Source organism: Mesorhizobium sp. M1273, assembly GCF_040318195.1.
Lineage (GTDB): Bacteria > Pseudomonadota > Alphaproteobacteria > Rhizobiales > Rhizobiaceae > Mesorhizobium.
Genome location: NZ_JAMYLV010000013.1, coordinates 43,567 through 61,072, shown reverse-complemented (window position 1 = coordinate 61,072; position 17,506 = coordinate 43,567). Strand labels below are relative to the sequence as shown.

Below are 17,506 nucleotides of genomic sequence, written 5' to 3'. Positions count from 1 at the left end.
GCGATGCTTAAGATTTTAATCATGGCGCCATTTTTACCACCCAGGGCGCGCATAGGTTGTGGATAAACCTCCTGTTAGAAAGATCGTTTCGTGCCATAAGGACGTATGACGACACTTCCCGACCCCGCCCGCTTTGCCCATGTCACCGACTGGGTGTTCGATCTCGACAACACGCTTTATCCGCATCATTCGAATCTGTTCTCGCAGATCGATGTGAAGATGACCGCCTACGTCGGAGAATTGCTGACGCTGCCGCGCGAGGAAGCACGCAAGCTGCAAAAGGAGCTCTACCGCGAATATGGCACGACGCTGAACGGATTGATGACGCGCCACGGCATCGACCCCGACGATTTTCTCGAGAAAGTGCACGACATCGATTATTCCTGGCTGGTTCCAGATCCCGTCCTAGGCACCGCCATTCGCCAGCTTCCCGGCCGTAAATTCATCTTCACCAACGGGGATCGCCGGCATGCCGAACGCACCGCGCGGCAGTTGGGCATTCTCGAGCATTTCGATGATATTTTCGATATCGTCGCAGCCGGACTGAACCCGAAGCCGGCGCGGCAATCCTATGAGAAATTTGCCGAACTCCACGCCGTTACCGGACAAAATGCGGTGATGTTCGAAGATCTTGCCCGCAACCTGTCGGTGCCGAAATCGCTGGGCATGACTACGGTGCTGGTGGTGCCGCGCAATTTCGAGCCGACCTTCTCGGAAATCTGGGAACGCGACCCGGCCAACGAGGACGATGTGGACTTCGTCACCGACGACCTCGCCAGCTTTCTCACGGCGATCGTGGAAGTCCCTGCTTGAGGCAGCCGGCGCGCTTCAAGTCCTTGCTTGCATGTCAAAGTTTATAGAAGCGGCTGACGATCCCCCAGGCCTCGTCAGCGGTGTCGACGAAATCGATGATATCCTGATCGCCGGGTGTGATCGTGCCTTGCTCGGCGAGGAAATCGAGGTCGATCGCCTTTGCCCAGAAAGCCTTGCCGAACAGAATGACCGGCACGCGTTCCATGCGGCCGGTCTGGATCAGGGTCAGCGTCTCGAAAAACTCGTCCATCGTGCCGAAGCCGCCTGGAAACACCGCAACGGCCTTGGCACGCATGACGAAATGCATCTTGCGGACCGCGAAATAGTGGAAGTTGAAGCAGAGTTCCGGCGTCACGTAGGCGTTTGGCGCCTGCTCGTGTGGCAGCACGATATTGAGACCGATCGACGGCGCGCCAACATCGTCGGCGCCACGATTGCCGGCCTCCATGACACCCGGCCCGCCGCCAGTCACCACGACGAATTCGCGATAGTACGAGGTGGCCGACTGCTGTGAGCAGAGGCGGGCGAATTTGCGCGCCTCCTCGTAATATTTGCTGTTTTGCTCGAGGTTCTTCTTCTGCGTCTCGTTCTTGGCCGCCCAGGCTTCGCCGCCGGGCTCGGGAATGCGGGCGCCGCCGAACAGGATGACGGTCGATTGGATGCCGCGCTCGGCCAGGATCATCTCCGGTTTAAGCAGTTCGAGCTGCAGTCTGACCGCACGCAACTCGCGCCGCGTCATGAAATCGGGATCGTTCCAGGCCAGCCGATATGTCTCCGCGCGCGTTTGCGGCGTGTCCGGCACGCTTCTCGACCGCTCCAGATCCTCGTCCGAATGCGGCAGCGGCGTCCATCCCGCCTTTTCCATGGGAGTCATATTTGCTTTACCCGTCCAATCATTCACCTGCGCCGTCCCGTGACGCTGCCGCGATTGACCCTCCCCAAGCCTTCACATAGGGTCCGCGCGACTTTCAAACAGGTTAAGGCGCCGGCCCTTAACAGCTTGGTAATGGAGCGAATTCATGTCGAAGCCCGATCTCGCGAGCCTCGAGGAGATTATCGAGAACGCCTTCGAGGAACGCGACACGATTTCGACCGCAACCCGCGGCGAGACGCGCGAGGCCATCCAATCGGCGCTCGACCTGCTCGACCGGGGCGTCGCACGCGTCGCCGAGCGGCAGGCCGACGGCAAATGGCACGTCAACCAGTGGCTGAAAAAAGCGGTGCTGCTGTCCTTCCGGCTCACCCCGATGGAGATCATAGAGGGCGGTCCCGGTCAGGCGGTATGGTGGGACAAGGTGCCCTCAAAATTCGACGGCTGGAGCGCCGTCGATTTCGAGAAGGCGGGCTTCCGCGCCGTGCCGTCGTCGATCGTGCGCCGCTCCGCCTACGTCGCGCCCGGCGCCGTGCTGATGCCGTCCTTCGTCAATGTCGGCGCCTATGTCGACAGCGGCACCATGGTCGACACCTGGGCTTCGGTCGGCTCCTGTGCCCAGATCGGCAAGAATGTGCATCTGTCAGGCGGCGTCGGCATCGGCGGTGTGCTGGAGCCGATGCAGGCCGGCCCAACCATCATCGAGGACAATTGCTTCATCGGCGCCCGTTCCGAAGTGGTCGAAGGCTGCATCGTTCGCGAAGGCTCGGTGCTCGGCATGGGCGTCTTCATCGGCCAGTCGACCAAGATCGTCGACCGTGCCACCGGCGAGATCTTCTACGGCGAGGTGCCGCCTAATTCCGTCGTCGTCGCCGGCTCGCTGCCGGGCAAGCCTTTTCCAAACAACGAGCCCGGCCCCAGCCTCTACTGCGCCGTCATCGTCAAGCGGGTCGACGCCAGGACCCGGTCCAAGACCTCGATCAACGAATTGCTTCGCGATTGATCTTTCTCAACGAACACGGACGGAATTCGCTTGCCTGAAAGATCCGACCTCATCTGGCTTTTCTTCAAAGCTTCGGGCCGCGTCAGCCGCGCGGCCTATTTTCTTGGAGGACTGCTGGTGGCCATCATACAGGCCTTGCCGCTCTACCGTTTCACGCTGGTGCCGGAGGGCACCACCGAGAGCAACATGTGGTCGTTCATTTTCTTCATCGCCTTCATTGCCTCGCTTTGGTCGAACGTGGTGCTGGCGGTCAAGCGGTTGCACGACCTCGACAAGCCGGGCGTTGCGGCGCTGGTGCTGTTCGTGCCGGTTGTCTCGATCATCGCTTTCCTCGTGCTTTGCCTGTTTCCAGGGCAACCCGGCCCCAACCGCTACGGCAAGCGCACCAACGCCCCGGCCGAACCCTGAGCACCGATCGGACATTTCGTCATGCGCTACCGCTCGCTTGATCCGAAACTGATCCTCGAAACCGCCGAACGGCTGGAAGGGCGCGTCGCCGAGCGCTTTCCCGATGCAGGCTTGCGCGGCGTCGCCGCCGAGCTCGTGTCGCTGTCGCGCGATCTGGCAAAGGCAGCCAAGGCGCTGGAGGCGCCGATCTGGTGGCTGCGCGGCCTCATCATCGCCGCCTTCGTCGTCGGAGCGCTGATGTTCCTGTTCGTCGGCACAATCCTGCCGCTCGGCCGCATCTCGGGAAACCACGATGCCTTCCAGTCGGTGCAAGGCATCGAAGCCTCCCTCAACATGATCATCCTCGCGGTGCTGGGCTTCCTGGCCCTGATTCGCTCCGAGGAGCGGATCAAGCGCAAGCGGGTGTTTCGCCAGCTCCACGGGCTGCGGTCGCTGATCCACGTCATCGACATGCACCAGCTGACCAAGGATCCGGCAACGCTTTCAGCCAGTTTCAAGCCGACTGCGCATTCGCCAGCCCGCATCACCAACGCCGCCGACCTTGCCCGCTATCTCGACTACTGCTCCGAAATGCTGTCGATCACCGGCAAGATCGCCGCGCTGTTCGCGCAATCGGTGAATGACGCCGTGGTCATCGACGGCGTCAATGACATCGAGAACCTGGCTTCGAACCTCTCGCGAAAGATCTGGCAGAAGATCACGCTGATCGAAACCCCTCATGGGCAGCCGGCACGTGCGGCGAAGACCGATCCCGAGCCGGGCCCGCCGCGCCGGCCTGCAGTCCGCAGACGACCGGGGCCGGCAAGCTAAAACCGGCAACCCGGCGGCAGATCCGCTAGAGCGGTTCATCGTTTCGCAGAAACGCCGAACCGCTCTATCTTTTTTGTTTTGACGCAATCCCAGACGGAAAACCGTTCCACACTTTTCCTGGAATTGCTCCAGAGCGGCGGAGCGGGGAGTTCCGAAAGCCCGGTTTGCGCCGGATGCTCTAAGCGAATGTTAATCACCCTGGCCCAGCATGCCGGCGAAGACTGTGTCGACCGGCACGGAGCGCTCGACTGGCAAGCGACCTATCCCTGATCACCAAGGAGCCGCGCAAAACGTGGAGCGCCGCCGCTCGCCTCTTTGCCTGGTTCTCTTCGCCGATGAAATTGGAACCGGAAGCTGTCCGCGCCCGGCTTCTCGACACCACCTTCGACCGCAAATTCGCAGTCCTGTTCGGCACCATCAGCGTTCTGTTGGTTGCAGTCAGCGCCGCTCTTGCCACCCGGGATTGGTGGCCCTACGCCTGGATTGCCGCCGACCTGATGCTTTTCACCGTCCGCGTTCTGCTGATGCGGGAATGCGAGCAGGCCCGCAGGCGCGGCTCGAAAGGGCCGCTGGCGGGCCTGATGGCAGCCAGCGGCGTCTGGTCGGTCGTTTTCGGCCTCGGCTGCTATGGCTGTGTTGCCAGCGGGAATATGGCGCTTTCCGTACTTGCCGCCTTGAATGTCGCAGGCGTCGTCGGCGTGGTGTCGTCACGCAATGCGGCGACCCCGCGCTTCGCCATATTCGTCATGTTGGCCGTAAGCCTGCCTTACGTGGTCGGTGCATTGTTTTCTGCGGCGCCCGGAATGCCGATCGTCGGAATTCAAACGCCGTTCTATGTGGTCGGCGTCATCATCGTGCTGCTTCAGAACCACGCAATCAATGCCCGCATGATCCGCGCCGAACTGGACAATCGCGACCTGGCCATCAAGGACGCGCTGACCGGCCTGCCAAACCGCATCTTCCTGCAGGAGAAATTGCGCGACATGTGCCGCGACCTTGCGGCGCCGGCCGCTAATGGCGGCAAGCCGTTTGCAGTGCTCAGCATGGATCTCGACGGTTTCAAACACGTCAACGACCGTTTTGGCCACGCCGTCGGCGACGTGCTGCTGCGCAAGGTGGCCGAACGATTGAAGCGGGGCTTCCGTCCGGGGGACGTGGTCTTCCGCATTGGCGGCGATGAATTTGTCATCCTTTTGCCCGCAACCTCGGAGATCGAGGCCACCTACCTGGCAAAGCGGGCCATCGAAAAGGTCTCGGTGCCTTTCGACCTCGGGGTCGGTTCCGCCATCCATGTCGGCTTGAGCGTCGGCAGCGCCTTCGCACCCGCCGACGGCGGCGATCCGGAAATCCTGCTCACCTGTTCCGACCATGCGCTGTACGAAGCCAAGCGCACCGGCAAGGGCCGTTACTGGGCGCCTGTGCGGGCTACGATCTGACGGACGCGACAACGGCTTCCGGCGACAGGCAGGGCGATCCGCCTCTTTCCTGCTCGACCGCGCGCACCAATGCCGTCACGCGCTTCAGCAACGGCGCCGGCGTGCCGGCCTTTTCGGCCAAACGCAAGGCCGCGCCTTGCAGTTCGCCGATCTCCGAGGGCCGGCGGCGCTGAAGGTCATCCCACATCGACGAACGCGCGGCCGGATCGATGGCAAGCATCCGACGCGCCAAGAACTTGAACAGCCAGTCGGGCAGGCGAAGCACTTTCGGCAGCAGCGCGGGACGCAGGCCGGCGATGCGAGCGGGTTCGATGCCTGTCGCCATCATTGCCGCCAATGCTTCGTCGATCTGGCCGGCCAGGATCAGCCGCCAGCGGCGATCGGCAAGCTCTGCCGCCAGCGGCAGGCCGGAAAGCGCCACCAGCGCGTTGTTGAGGTTGAGCAGCAGCTTGCCCCATAGCACCGCTTCGATGTCACCATGTGTGGCGACGGCAAAGCCCTCGACGTCGAGCAGTTCGTCAAGGCCTGTCGCGCCCTGTTCGATCATCACCTTGCCGCCGCTGGCGCGGTGCAGGCGAAGCGGCAATTCGCCCTCCGGTGATTGGACCACGTTGAACGGCACCATGCCCGCGAGCACCCGCCGGGCGGTGAGATGGGCTCGCAACTTATCGGCATTGTCGACGCCGTTCTGCAGACTGAGTACCACCGCATCCGGTCGGGCATGGGCCGCAATAAGCCCGGCCATGTCTTGCGTCGCGCCGCTCTTGACCGTTAGCAGGATGACATCGGCACCGGGGAATGCCGCGGCCGGATCGGCGGTGACCGACAATGCCTCCGGCTTGACGGATCGGTCGCGGCCATCACGGTCGGTGATGCGCAATCCACCTTTTTGCAGCGCCTTCTCGATGCGAGGCCGCGCCAGCAGAACCACCTTTCGCCCGGCAAGTATCAGGCAGCCGCCGGCGTAGCACCCGATACTGCCGGCACCGGCGATTACGATCGTCCTGCCATGCGTGATCATGCGATGGCCCTGTCCTGGTTGAGAGGCCTTGCCGCAACTTATACGGCATGAAAACCATAATGTCGGCGGCATGGCTGGCCCTTATGTCTGGCCGTGACAGGCCTTGCGCTTTCGACTATCGCTTTTGCCCATGACGCTGCCTACCGATCCGACCAGAAATCTGGCTGCTCTCATCCGCTGCGCTTCCGTGACGCCCGCCGAAGGCGGTGCGCTGAGCGCGCTGGAAGAAATGTTGAAGCCGCTCGGCTTTGCCGTCGAGCGCCCGGTGTTTTCCGAATCCGGCACACCTGACATAGAGAACCTTTACGCGCGGCGTTCCGGCAACGGCCCGCATCTGATGTTTGCCGGCCATACCGATGTGGTGCCGGTGGGCGATGAAACAGCCTGGACGCACCCACCCTTTGGCGCCGAGATCGCCAATGGCGAGATGTTCGGCCGCGGCGCCGTCGACATGAAGGGCGGCATTGCTTGTTTCGTCGCGGCGGTAGCGCGACATATCGCGCAGAAGGGCGGCCCGAAGGGGTCGGTCTCGCTGCTGATCACCGGCGACGAGGAAGGGCCGGCGATCAACGGCACGACGAAACTGCTCGAATGGGCGGCTGCCAAGGGCGAGAAATGGCATGCTGCGATCGTCGGCGAGCCGACCAATCCCGATGCGCTCGGCGATATGATCAAGATCGGCCGGCGCGGCTCGCTCTCCGGCACGGTCGTCGTCAACGGCCGCCAGGGCCACGCCGCCTATCCGCAGCTAGCCGACAACCCGGTGCGCGGCCTTGTGACGCTGGTCGACGCCTTGCTTCACCCCGTCTTCGACAACGGAACAAGGGATTTCCAGCCGACCAATCTTGAGGTCACCTCCATCGACGTTGGCAACCCTGCCACCAACGTCATCCCGGCGAAGGCGGCGGCTACCTTCAATATTCGCTTCAACGACACATGGACCGCCGAGACGATCCAGGCCGAGATCCACAACCGCCTCGACCGGGCGGCGAAACGCAAGAAATACCGCGCCGGCAAGAAGACGCCGGTCGACTACGAGATCGTCTGGCGCGACGGACCGAGCCACATTTTCCTGACACGCGACGACAGGTTGATCGAGACGCTTGGCGGCTCGATCAAGGCGGTGACCGGCAGGAAGCCGGCGCTCTCCACCTCCGGCGGCACCTCCGATGCCCGCTTCATCAAGGATTATTGTCCGGTGGTCGAATTCGGACTGGTCGGCAAGACCATGCACATGGTCGACGAACGCGTGGCGATTGCCGACCTCGAGACGCTGACGCAGATTTATCTGCGCTTCGTTGAAGACTGGTTTGCGCAGGACATATCCTAGTGATGCTTTCAGCGGATGAAACCTACGCTTCGCTTGCCGGTGCCTGGCGGCTGATGCTCGGCAAAGCCGACGGATTTCGCCTGCTCGACCTTTCGGCGGACGGTTTCTGGAACTCCTTTTTTGCCATCGTCGTCGCGGCGCCGGCACTGATCGTCGGCTGGGTCGGTATTGCCAACGAAATCGGCGATCCCAACGCATTCGTCGGCCGTTTCAGCATGTTGATCCGCCTGGCAACCGTCGATATCGGCGCCTGGGTGCTGCCGCTCATAGGCCTCGCCCTGGTGGCGCCGCGGGTCGGCGTCGGCGGCCGATTCGTCCATTATGTCGTGGCCAGCAATTGGGCCTCGGCGATCATCGCGTGGATGATGCTGCCATCGGCGTTGATCCGGCTCTTCCTGACGTCGGCCAACGAAGTCTCCGGACTCGTGTCGCTGCTGTTGTTCGCGCTGTCGATGGTCTTGACCTGGCGGATGACCAACGTTGCGATCGGCAGGGGTGCGGCCACCGGCAGCGCCGTTTTTGCCGGCATGTTCGTGGCGTCGCTGATCGTCCTGTTCGGCCTGCAGGCGCTGCTCGGGATCAGCGTTCCGGATCAGCCAGGCGTCGGATAATCGACGCCGACGAGAAACAGCCCGTCGGGCGGCGCCACCTGACCGCAGGCCGCACGGTCGCGCGCCTCAAGCGCCGCCTTGAGGTCGGCAACAGTCCAGCCGCCTTCGCCGACACGTTTGAGCGAGCCGACCATCGAGCGCACCTGGTTGTGCAGGAATGACCGCGCCGAAGCGCGGACCTCAATGAAATCGCCCGCCCGGCTGACATCCAGCCGGTCGAGCGTGCGGACCGGGCTGGTGGCTTGGCACTGGGTCGAGCGGAAGGTGGTGAAATCATGCCGGCCAACCAGCACCTTTGCCGCCTCGTGCATGGCACCGGCATCGAGCTGCTTTGGTACCCACCAGATCTTGCCCTTATCGAGCGCCGCCGGCGCGCGGCGGTTGACGATGCGGTAGAGGTAATGGCGGCCGATCGCCGAGAAACGCGCATCGAAGCCATCCGGCACGACGGCGGCCTTCAGGATGGCGATGCGCGCCTTGGCCGCTTGCAGATGCGCGTTGACGGCGTCGCGCACCTTGTCGCCGGGCCATGCTTTGATCAGATCGACATGCGCCACCTGAGCGGTCGCATGGACGCCGGCATCGGTGCGGCCGGCGGCGCGCAGCGAAACCTGCTCGCCACAGAACTTCTCGATCGCCCGCTCGATCGCCTGCTGCACCGAAGGCTGGTTGGCCTGGCGCTGCCAGCCGGCGAAGAGACTGCCGTCATATTCGATGTCGAGGCGAAAACGCGGCATTCCCGGATCGAGGCGAAATCAGGCGGCGAGGGCTGAGCCGAAGGCCGAGGCGTAGACCAGCCTGCCGGTCTCCGGCGCCTCGTCCCAGGCAAGCGCCTGCAGGGCTTCGCTTTGGTACTCGCTCTCGAACTTCGCTGCACGGGCGCGGCTGTAACCGAAACGTCCATAGTAAGCGGGATCGCCGAGCACCACGGCGAGCGTCTCGCCAGCAGCCTTCAGGCGGATATGCGCCTCGCGGACCAGCGCACCGCCGATGCCGGTGCCGTGGAACGACGGCTCGACCGCCAAAGGAGCCAAAGCCACCGCCGGGAAGCTCTTGCCGCCATTCTGCACGAAAAGCCGTGAAAACAGGATATGGCCGACCACTTGCCCGTCTTCGTCCGCCACCAGTTCGACGACGGCATCACCGCCGGTGACCAGCGCGTCGACCAGTCCGGCCTCCGCCTGCTGGCCGAATGCGTGTTCTTCGACAAGGCGGATCGCCTCGCGGTCCCGCGGCGTCGCCGCGCGTATGGACATCATGCTCATGACAATTTCATTCCTTTTTCGAGCTTGGCCCCGCGCAGAAACTCCTGCGCGGCAATGGGCCTTGCGCCCGCACGTTGAACTTCGACCGGCCTGATCGCGCCTGACCCGCAGGCGACCGTCAGCCGGTCATCGAGAATTCCTCCCGGTTCGCCGGCGCCTTGCGAGAGCGTCGAGCGAAGCAGTTTCAGCCGTTCCACGCGGCCGCCGATTTCGGCCTCGCACCATGCACCGGGAAAGGGCGACAGGCCGCGAATCTGGTTGTGCACGTCGCCGGCAGGTCGCAGCCAGTCTATGCGAGTCTCCGATTTATCGATTTTCTTGGCGTAGGTCACCCCCACCTCCGCCTGTGTGGTAAATGTCAGCGTATTCCGCTCCAGCCGTTCGAGCGCTTGCACTATCAGCGAAGCACCCAAGACCATCAGCCGATCGTGCAGATCGCCGGCCGTCATGTCGGGTCCAATGGCGCATTTTTCAACCATTGCCACTGGGCCGGTGTCGAGGCCTTCCTCCATCCGCATCACCATCATGCCCGTTTCGGTATCGCCGGCCATGATGGCGCGCTGGATAGGGGCAGCGCCGCGCCAGCGCGGCAGCAGCGATGCGTGGCCGTTGAGGCAACCGAGCCGCGGCGCCTCGAGAATGGGTTTGGGGAGGAGCAGCCCGTAGGCGACGACCACGGCGACGTCGGCACCTAAGGCGCGGAACGCCTCCTGCTCCGCCTCGCCCTTCAGCGACACCGGCGACCGCACCTCGATGCCAAGCCGCTCCGCCTCGCGCTGCACCGGCGACGGCGTCAGTTCGAGCCCGCGCCGGCCGCCGGCGCGCGGCGGCTGCGCGTAGACGGCTGCCAACTCGTGCCCGGCCCCGGCAATCGCCCGCAGCGTCGGCACGGAGAATTCGGGCGTACCCATGAAGATGACACGCAGGGGCATTCGTCGACGCCTACCCCACCATCTTGCCCGGCGCCTTGTCCCTGGCGAGCTTCTTGAATTTCTTGACCACCATGTCGCGCTTCAGCTTGGAGATGTAATCGATGAACAGCACGCCGTTGAGGTGGTCGATTTCATGCTGCAGGCAGGTCGCCATCAGCCCCTCGGCCTCGATCTCCTGCAGCTTGCCGTCGCGATCGAGATATTTCACCCGCACCGCCGCCGGACGCTCGACCTCGGCATAGTAATCGGGGATCGACAGGCAGCCTTCCTCATAGACCGACCGCTGGTCGGAGCTTTCAAGGATTTCGGGATTGATGAAGACGTGCGGCGCCGGCGTCTCGTCCTCCTTGGCGAGGTCGATCACCAGCATGCGCAAGGGTTCGCCGACCTGGATCGCTGCGAGGCCGATGCCGGGCGCGTCATACATGGTGTCCAGCATGTCGCCGGCCAGTTTGCGCAGATCGCCATCGACACGCTCGACCGGTTTTGAAACCTGGCGCAGGACGGGATCGGGGAGGATGATAAGCGGCTTGATCGACATGGCGTCTCACCTAAGACCTCGCAGGAAAAGCGTCAACCGGGGCGCCTCCGGGCCGTTCACGTTTTGATCTGTGCCGACGTTCCGAATCATCTATGCTGTCGGCATGAACGAACTGACCACCATCCTGTCCGAACCTGTCGCCCGCCTCGGCGCCACCACGCTGACCCTCGGCCATGCCCTGGGTTTCGGTGCAATGCTGTTCCTCGGTCTGTTCGTGGCGTTGGTCGTTGCGCTGTGGCGATCGGCCAAGGCGCGTGCGGCAGCGGCCGCGGAAGCCGCCGACCATGCCCGCGACGCCGAGGCGCGCATGGCCGGCATTCTGCAATCCCAAGCGGAAATGCAGGGCCGCATGGGCGCCATCGCCGAAGTGTTCGGGGCGCGCCAGGCGGAACTGACACAGTCGATCGGCCAGCGCCTCGATGCCATGACCGGCCGCCTGGGCCAGACCATGACCGAGCAGACGAGATCGACGCATGAGAGCCTCGCCAAGCTGCAGGAACGGCTGGCGGTCATCGATATCGCGCAAGGCAACATCCAGTCGCTGGCCGGCCAGGTCGTGCAATTGCAGGCGATCCTTTCCAACAAGCAGACGCGCGGCGCCTTCGGCCAGTCGCGTATGGAAGCCATCGTCGCCGACGGATTGCCGCACGGCGCCTATGAATTCCAGGCGACCTTGTCGAATGGCAGCCGGCCCGACTGCCTGGTGAAGATGCCGAACGGCGCACCGTCGCTTGCCATCGATGCAAAGTTTCCGCTCGAGGCCTGGAATGCCATCCGGGCCGCCGAAGGCGCCGAACTGCAGAAGACCGCCGCACAGGCTTTCCGCCGCGACATCGAGGTGCATGTCCGCGATATTTCCGAAAAATACCTGATCCAGGGCGAGACGCAGGACACCGCCTTCATGTTCGTGCCTTCGGAATCGGTGTTCGCCGAAATCCACGAGAATTTCGAGGCCGTTGTCCAGAAGGCGCATCGCTCACGGATCGTCATCGTCTCGCCATCGCTTTTGATGCTGTCGATCCAGGTCATCCAGGCGATCCTCAAGGATGCGCGCATGCGCGAACAGGCACACCTGATCCAGGGCGAGGTTATCCGGCTGATGGAAGACGTCTCCCGGCTAGACGAGCGGGTGCGCAAATTGCAGACGCATTTCGGCCAATCGGCCAAGGACATCGAGGACATCCTGGTCTCGACATCGAAGGTGACCAGGCGCGGACAAAAGATCGAGGCGCTGGAGTTTGGCGTGCAGCCGGCGGAGGACACCGCTGGTTCGAATGGCAGCGGAGCAAAAGCGGAAAGCAGCCCGCGCGTCGCCGATTCGAAAACCGGGCAGTTGAGGCTAAGGGTCGTCGAAGGCGACGATTGAGAGCTGCGCCGGAACCGGAGGCTTCGCCCCGGTCTGGCGCTACTGCTCCTCGATGATGGTTGTGCCTTCGAATTCCGGCAGCCAATGCAGCGCCGAGCGGTGCCAGATCTGCTTTCTTGGCACCAGTTGCTCGCGCTGCCGTGCCGTGCCGACCCTGATACCGTAAACCTTCGGTCCCTCGCCCGCCGACGTGGCGTAGAGATGCGAGCCGCACTCACCGCAAAATGCCTGGGCACGCTTGGCGCCGCTCGAACCGGTCTTGATGTAGATCTTCGGCGCGCCATTGGTGATCCTGTAATTGTCCTCGGACGCCGGCACGGTGACGCGAAAGGCCGTTCCGGTTAGCTTCTGACAATCGATGCAGTGACAAATGGTGGTCTTTTCCGGATCGACTTCGGCCTCGTAAGTGATAGCGCCACAATGACACGCGCCGTCGATTTTCATCTTCGTTCCTCCTGGAGCTTTTGCCTGCAATCATAACCGGGACTGCCCGATGGCGCAGCCATTTTCCTCAGGCCGGTTCCCCTCCGGACGCCGCCAGGGCCTTGCTCCGGCGTTCCCAGGTGCCGGTGGTCTGCGGCTTGACGAAGAGCCGCGTCACCTCCGGCATCTCCGCCTTCAGCCGCGTCTCGAGGCGCTCGACACAGGTCTCTATCTCCGGCGCCGACAAATGATCCTCGAACTCGATGCTCAAAGCGGCGACGATCTCCTGCGGACCCATATGCAGCGTCAGCACGCCATTTGCCCGTTGCACCGCCGGGTCCTGCTGGATGACGGCCAGCACCTCTGTTTGCACCTCGGGCGAGGCCGGCTCGCCGAGCAGCAGGCTCTTGCTTTCGCGTGCCAGGAAGATCGCGGTCGCGCCCAGGATGAGCGCGATGCCGATCGACGCGGCGCCGTCGAGCTTCGGCATGTCCAGCAATTCCGCCGCCAATATGCCGGCGAAGGCGACAACGAGGCCGAGAAGTGCCGCGCTGTCCTCGAAGAGTACGGTGTAGACACTCGGATCCTTGCTGAGCTGCACCGCCTCAAGCCAGCCGTGGCTGCCTTTTTGGTGGCGGAATTCCTTCAGCGCCACCAGCCAAGAGGTGCCTTCGAAGAGGAAGGAAAGGCCAAGGACAGCGTAGTTCACCTTGGCGTTGGCGATCGGCTCCGGCGCCATGATGTGCATCACGCCTTCGTAGAACGATATGCCGGCGCCCAGTGCAAAGACAAGGAGCGCGACGATGAAGCTCCAGAAGTACAGCTCGCGGCCATGGCCGAGCGGATGCGTGCGGTCGGCCGGGCGCGCGGCACGGTGCATGCCGTAAAGCAGCAGGCTGCCATTGCCGGTATCGACGAGCGAGTGGACGCCTTCCGAGAGCATTGCCGAGCTGCCCGTGAACAAGGCAGCGGCGAATTTGGTCAGTGCGATCGCAAGATTTCCGGCGAGCGCCGCATAGATCACTTTTTTCGACCCGCCATGCGCCGCCATGGTGTGCTGCCCTGGTTGATGCCCCGAGATTGGCGGAGCGTCCGCCCACGCTCCACAGCTCTCACAACGCCTGAAGCGCCCAGTTGTTCACAAGGTCAGTTGTTCAAAAGGGCGGCGCGGGCTATTCGACGACCTCGTCCGTCCAGACCTTGAAGCCAGCCAGCGCGCCCGGCCCGAAAATGTGGGTCAGCGGCACATCGGCGGCATCGCGTCCGGAGGCAATCAGGATGCGGCCGATGCGCGGCGCGTTGTTGCGCGGGTCGAACGCGTGCCAGCGGCCGCCGAGATAGACTTCCATCCAGGCGGCGAAATCCATGTCCGACCACGGCTTTGGCAGGCCGATATCACTGATATAGCCGGTGCAGTAGCGGGTCGGAATGTTCAGGGCGCGGCAGAAGGCGACAGCGAGATGAGCAAAGTCGCGGCATACACCACTCTGCTCGCGATAGGCCTCGGCGGCGGTGCGCGTCGGCCGTGCATTGAAATAGTTGAAGACGATGTGGTTATGGACGAAGTCGCAGACCGCCTGGACGCGCGGAATGCCGAGCGGGGTGCTGCCGAACAGTCGCCACGCTTCATTCGACAGCACGTCGCTCTCGCAATAGCGGCTGGGCAGCAGGAACAGCAGCGTCTCCGACGGCAGATCGCGCACCTCGTGCTGCCACGCCGTCAGCTCGCGCGTCTCGAAGGAGCCGGGGTCGCGGATCACCGCGTCCGTGCCGAACGCAAAGCGCCCGGCCGGCGCAACGAAACGGTTGCACCAATTGCCGAAACTGTCGCGGTAGCTCTCGATCGGCACCGGCGGGTTCGACGTCAGGAAGTCCGGCCGCTCAAGATCGGATGCGCGCGAATAATGGACATTTAGCATCGCGATCAGCGGTGTTTCCTGCGGGAAGTCGAAGCTCATCTGGCAACCGATGTGGATCCGCATTGTCGTCCTGACCGGCCTGCCTGATCATCAGCCGGCGAAACGCGAGGGCTGATGCTGCAGTGCGAAGAAGACCATGGCACGGACCGCTGCGGTTTACGAGGGAATTAGAAACCGGTTGACAGCCCATCGGCCAGGCGACTGCACGGCAGCGGCCTCTTGCAGTCGAACGTTTTCTCTTGTTTCACTTCGCCAGATATCAACTGGAGGAACGAATCATGGCTAAGGGTGCGATGAAGGCAGGCAAGGAGGCCCGCAAGCCGAAGAAGGACGCGAAGAAACCGGCTCCGGCGCCGGCCCTGAAGGCACCGCCGGTGAAGGCGATGAAGCTGAAGGACAAGTAGAGCCGCAGCTACCGTTTCGGCTTATTTCGACCGGCCGCAAACGCGGCCGGTATGATTGTTCATTAAGCTCACGCGCATCCCCTTGGATGCGGCGAAGGCAATTTTTGCGCTTTTCAAGAAATCGGCCGAAAGCCATCGAAACGGAGCGTTCCGATGTCGTCGGTTTTCCTGTTCCTCGCCGGCCTGTTCGAGATCGGCTGGGCGATCGGCCTCAAATACACCGACGGATTCTCGAAGCCGCTGCCAACCGTCCTGACGGTAGCCTCGATGATCGTCAGCCTGACCTTGCTCGGCCTGGCGCTGAACGCGTTGCCGGTCGGCACGGCGCTGTTGGGGATATGGCTGCTCGGCGACCCAGCGACGGCGATCAGGCTGGCCTGCATCGCGCCAATCGTCTGCGGCATCATGGGACTGAAGCTCGCGGCTTAGCCGATTCCGACAGACCAACGCGTGCGGGGCCGCTGCAAGGCGGCCCTGATTCTTGAATTCGGCTGATTAGCGCCGGAAAGCGCTATCGCGCGGAGAAGCCGGGCGGCGTCCTGCCGGTGCGCTGCTTGCGCGCGGCATAGCGCGCATCACGCTTGGCCTTGCGTTCGGCCTCGTCGGCAAGAAAACGGGCGATGCGCTCGTTCTCTTCAGCTTCCCGGATCTTCGCTTCGGCCTGTGCGGCTTCTTCCGCAGCGATGCGTGCCGCTTCGGCAGCTGCCTCGCGCTCGGCCTTTTCGGCCGCTTCGCGCGCCAGCTTTTCCTGCTTCAGCCTGGCCTTTTCGGCCTCGCGTATAGCGCGGGCCTCGAGGATTGCCTTGCGCTCGGCCTGTCGTGCCAGCACCGCTGGATCATCTGCCGCCGGCTTTGCCTTGAAGCGCTCCAGAAGCGCCTTCTTTGCCTCGTTTGCGGCATTGCGCCGCTCGAAAACGTCTTTTTCCCTATAGATAGCCAAGTCCACTTCCCTGAAGTCAATTTGCGAGGCTTACATACGCGTGAAAACCGAGAGTTCAAGCGCCAAAACGGTATGCCAGCCATGAAATTCTGATCTGTTGCAGCCGGGAGACGCCATTTCGATTGAATTCGGCCGAAAGCACCCGCACTGTTCACCATCCAGGCATCTGGCGGGGCGGCGGACTGATCGCTACCGCCAAGACAAAACGCTGAGATGACAGTATGGAACTCGGTCTCTACACCTTCGCCGACGTCAGCCCGGAACCGGGTCCCGGTGCGATCGGTGCGCATGAGCGATTGCGCAATTTGATCGAGGAGATCGAGCTCGCCGACCAGGTCGGGCTGGACGTCTTTGGTCTCGGCGAGCACCACCGTCCCGACTATGCTGCCTCGGCTCCGGCGGTGGCGCTGGCGGCGGCGGCCGAACGGACCAAGCGCATAAGGCTGACCAGCGCTGTCACCGTGCTGTCCTCCGACGATCCGGTGCGCGTCTTCCAGCAGTTTGCCACCCTCGATCTTCTGTCCGGCGGCCGTGCCGAGATCATGGCCGGGCGCGGCTCGTTCATCGAATCCTTTCCGCTGTTCGGCTACAATCTCGAAGATTATGACGAACTCTTCGCCGAGAAGCTCGACCTGCTGCTCGCCATCCGCGACCATGTCAAGGTGACCTGGTCGGGCCGTCTGCGCGCGCCGATCAATGATCGTGGCGTCTATCCCCGGCCCTTGCAGGACAAATTGCCGATCTGGATCGCCGTCGGTGGAACACCGCAATCCGTCGCCCGCGCGGGCGTGCTCGGGTTGCCGCTGGCACTGGCGATCATCGGTGGCGAGCCGGCGCGGTTCGCACCGCTGTTCGACATCTACAGGGATGCAGCCAGGCGCGCCGGCAACGATCCGGCAAGCCTTGCCACCAGTCTCAACGTGCACGGCTTCATTGCCGACAGCACGGACCAGGCAGCCGACGATTTTTACGGGCCGCAGGCCGAGGTGATGAACCGCATCGGCCGCGAGCGCGGCTGGGGGCCGACATCGCGGGCACATTTCGACCAATCGCGCGGCCCAAACGGCGCGCTGTTCGTCGGCAATCCAGAACAGGTGGCCGAGAAGATCCTTGCCCAGCACAGGATATTCGGCAACGACCGCTTCCTGCTGCAAATGGCGATCGGCACCATGCCGCACGCCAAGGTGATGAAGGCCATCGAACTCTACGGAACCAAAGTGGCGCCGATCGTGCGCCGGGAAACTGCGAAGGCCGTTCCCGCCGTGGCGGCGCCGGTTGCCTGATTCCCAGTCACCTGATTCACCGGCAAGGCCGCGAGGCGGCCTGGCCGGTGACGCCGGCTAACGGAACCTTGAAGCGACAGAGGCGTTTTCGCCAACGGTCTGCACCAATCGCGGTGTGCCGCCGAGGGTC

At 63.3% G+C, this 17,506-nt stretch carries 21 protein-coding genes; 11 read left to right on the top strand and 10 right to left on the bottom strand.

The annotated features are described in order from the left end of the window. Nucleotides 1–105: 105 nt before the first annotated feature. Complete coding sequence (locus NKH30_RS16015) at nt 106–813, top strand: pyrimidine 5'-nucleotidase (protein ID WP_352455977.1); 708 nt, start codon at nt 106–108, stop codon at nt 811–813. Between the two features lie 34 nt (nt 814–847). Here NKH30_RS16015 and NKH30_RS16010 read toward each other — a convergent pair whose 3' ends face one another. Then, complete coding sequence (locus NKH30_RS16010) at nt 848–1,687, bottom strand: LOG family protein (RefSeq protein WP_352455976.1); 840 nt, start codon at nt 1,685–1,687, stop codon at nt 848–850. Between the two features lie 145 nt (nt 1,688–1,832). Between NKH30_RS16010 and dapD the strand changes: the two genes are divergently transcribed. From dapD to NKH30_RS15990, 4 genes are all read left to right on the top strand, one after another. Continuing rightward, nucleotides 1,833–2,687 (top strand): 2,3,4,5-tetrahydropyridine-2,6-dicarboxylate N-succinyltransferase, encoded by an 855-nt coding sequence (gene dapD, locus NKH30_RS16005; RefSeq protein ID WP_352455975.1) that lies wholly within the window; start codon nt 1,833–1,835, stop codon nt 2,685–2,687. Nucleotides 2,688–2,717: 30 nt separating this feature from the next. Further along, the gene (locus NKH30_RS16000; RefSeq protein ID WP_352996121.1) at nt 2,718–3,095 is read left to right on the top strand and encodes a DUF805 domain-containing protein; all 378 of its coding nucleotides are present in this window, start codon (nt 2,718–2,720) and stop codon (nt 3,093–3,095) included. A gap of 21 nt (nt 3,096–3,116) precedes the next feature. After that, nucleotides 3,117–3,905 carry a hypothetical protein gene (locus NKH30_RS15995; RefSeq protein ID WP_352455973.1) on the top strand — a complete coding sequence of 263 codons (789 nt, stop codon included), beginning with the start codon at nt 3,117–3,119 and terminating at the stop codon, nt 3,903–3,905. A 335-nt stretch (nt 3,906–4,240) separates the two neighbouring features. Beyond that, a complete protein-coding gene (locus NKH30_RS15990; RefSeq protein ID WP_352996119.1) occupies nt 4,241–5,341 on the top strand; it encodes a diguanylate cyclase domain-containing protein in 1,101 nt (366 codons plus the stop codon). Here the strand turns inward: NKH30_RS15990 and NKH30_RS15985 are convergent. Next, on the bottom strand, nt 5,331–6,362 hold the full coding sequence (locus tag NKH30_RS15985) for a 2-dehydropantoate 2-reductase (protein WP_352539948.1): 1,032 nt from the start codon (nt 6,360–6,362) through the stop codon (nt 5,331–5,333). The genes NKH30_RS15990 and NKH30_RS15985 overlap by 11 nt on opposite strands. 130 nt (nt 6,363–6,492) lie before the next feature. On the opposite strand from NKH30_RS15985, the gene dapE reads away from it, so the two are divergent. After that, the gene (dapE, locus tag NKH30_RS15980) at nt 6,493–7,692 is read left to right on the top strand and encodes a succinyl-diaminopimelate desuccinylase (RefSeq protein WP_352996117.1); all 1,200 of its coding nucleotides are present in this window, start codon (nt 6,493–6,495) and stop codon (nt 7,690–7,692) included. A 2-nt stretch (nt 7,693–7,694) separates the two neighbouring features. After that, entirely contained in the window at nt 7,695–8,303 is a 609-nt protein-coding gene (locus tag NKH30_RS15975; RefSeq protein WP_352455970.1) for a transporter, read from the top strand. On the opposite strand, the gene truA is transcribed toward NKH30_RS15975, so the two are convergent. The 4 genes from truA to def are packed head-to-tail and all read right to left on the bottom strand — an operon-like array spanning nt 8,285 to nt 11,041. Continuing rightward, the gene (gene truA, locus NKH30_RS15970) at nt 8,285–9,040 is read right to left on the bottom strand and encodes a tRNA pseudouridine(38-40) synthase TruA (RefSeq protein WP_352996115.1); all 756 of its coding nucleotides are present in this window, start codon (nt 9,038–9,040) and stop codon (nt 8,285–8,287) included. The genes NKH30_RS15975 and truA overlap by 19 nt on opposite strands. 18 nt (nt 9,041–9,058) lie before the next feature. Next, the gene (locus NKH30_RS15965; protein ID WP_352769478.1) at nt 9,059–9,568 is read right to left on the bottom strand and encodes a GNAT family N-acetyltransferase; all 510 of its coding nucleotides are present in this window, start codon (nt 9,566–9,568) and stop codon (nt 9,059–9,061) included. Beyond that, nucleotides 9,565–10,494 (bottom strand): methionyl-tRNA formyltransferase, encoded by a 930-nt coding sequence (gene fmt, locus NKH30_RS15960; RefSeq protein WP_352996190.1) that lies wholly within the window; start codon nt 10,492–10,494, stop codon nt 9,565–9,567. Before fmt ends, NKH30_RS15965 begins: the two co-directional genes overlap by 4 nt. 16 nt (nt 10,495–10,510) lie before the next feature. Then, entirely contained in the window at nt 10,511–11,041 is a 531-nt protein-coding gene (gene def / locus NKH30_RS15955) for a peptide deformylase (protein WP_352455964.1), read from the bottom strand. A gap of 103 nt (nt 11,042–11,144) precedes the next feature. Between def and NKH30_RS15950 the strand changes: the two genes are divergently transcribed. After that, nucleotides 11,145–12,407, top strand: a complete 1,263-nt coding sequence (locus NKH30_RS15950) for a DNA recombination protein RmuC (protein ID WP_352996112.1) — start codon at nt 11,145–11,147, stop codon at nt 12,405–12,407. Between the two features lie 39 nt (nt 12,408–12,446). Here the strand turns inward: NKH30_RS15950 and NKH30_RS15945 are convergent, their stop codons facing one another. The 3 genes from NKH30_RS15945 to NKH30_RS15935 form a co-directional block, all read right to left on the bottom strand. Next, complete coding sequence (locus NKH30_RS15945) at nt 12,447–12,851, bottom strand: GFA family protein (protein WP_352970180.1); 405 nt, start codon at nt 12,849–12,851, stop codon at nt 12,447–12,449. Between the two features lie 67 nt (nt 12,852–12,918). Then, entirely contained in the window at nt 12,919–13,881 is a 963-nt protein-coding gene (locus NKH30_RS15940) for a cation diffusion facilitator family transporter (RefSeq protein WP_352970182.1), read from the bottom strand. A gap of 121 nt (nt 13,882–14,002) precedes the next feature. After that, nucleotides 14,003–14,812: a transglutaminase-like domain-containing protein gene (locus NKH30_RS15935; RefSeq protein WP_352501143.1), complete on the bottom strand. Its 810-nt coding sequence runs from the start codon at nt 14,810–14,812 to the stop codon at nt 14,003–14,005. 215 nt (nt 14,813–15,027) lie between these two features. Here NKH30_RS15935 and NKH30_RS15930 point away from each other — a divergent pair, with 215 nt between their 5' ends. Both NKH30_RS15930 and NKH30_RS15925 read left to right on the top strand, forming a co-directional pair. Continuing rightward, nucleotides 15,028–15,153: a hypothetical protein gene (locus NKH30_RS15930; RefSeq protein ID WP_013528464.1), complete on the top strand. Its 126-nt coding sequence runs from the start codon at nt 15,028–15,030 to the stop codon at nt 15,151–15,153. Between the two features lie 153 nt (nt 15,154–15,306). After that, the gene (locus NKH30_RS15925) at nt 15,307–15,582 is read left to right on the top strand and encodes a DMT family transporter (RefSeq protein WP_352996109.1); all 276 of its coding nucleotides are present in this window, start codon (nt 15,307–15,309) and stop codon (nt 15,580–15,582) included. Between the two features lie 82 nt (nt 15,583–15,664). On the opposite strand, the gene NKH30_RS15920 is transcribed toward NKH30_RS15925, so the two are convergent. Beyond that, complete coding sequence (locus tag NKH30_RS15920) at nt 15,665–16,093, bottom strand: DUF6481 family protein (RefSeq protein WP_023718183.1); 429 nt, start codon at nt 16,091–16,093, stop codon at nt 15,665–15,667. 221 nt (nt 16,094–16,314) lie between these two features. Here NKH30_RS15920 and NKH30_RS15915 point away from each other — a divergent pair, with 221 nt between their 5' ends. Next, nucleotides 16,315–17,376, top strand: coding sequence for an LLM class flavin-dependent oxidoreductase (locus tag NKH30_RS15915; RefSeq protein WP_352970186.1), 1,062 nt, complete (start codon nt 16,315–16,317; stop codon nt 17,374–17,376). Nucleotides 17,377–17,506: the final 130 nt, after the last annotated feature.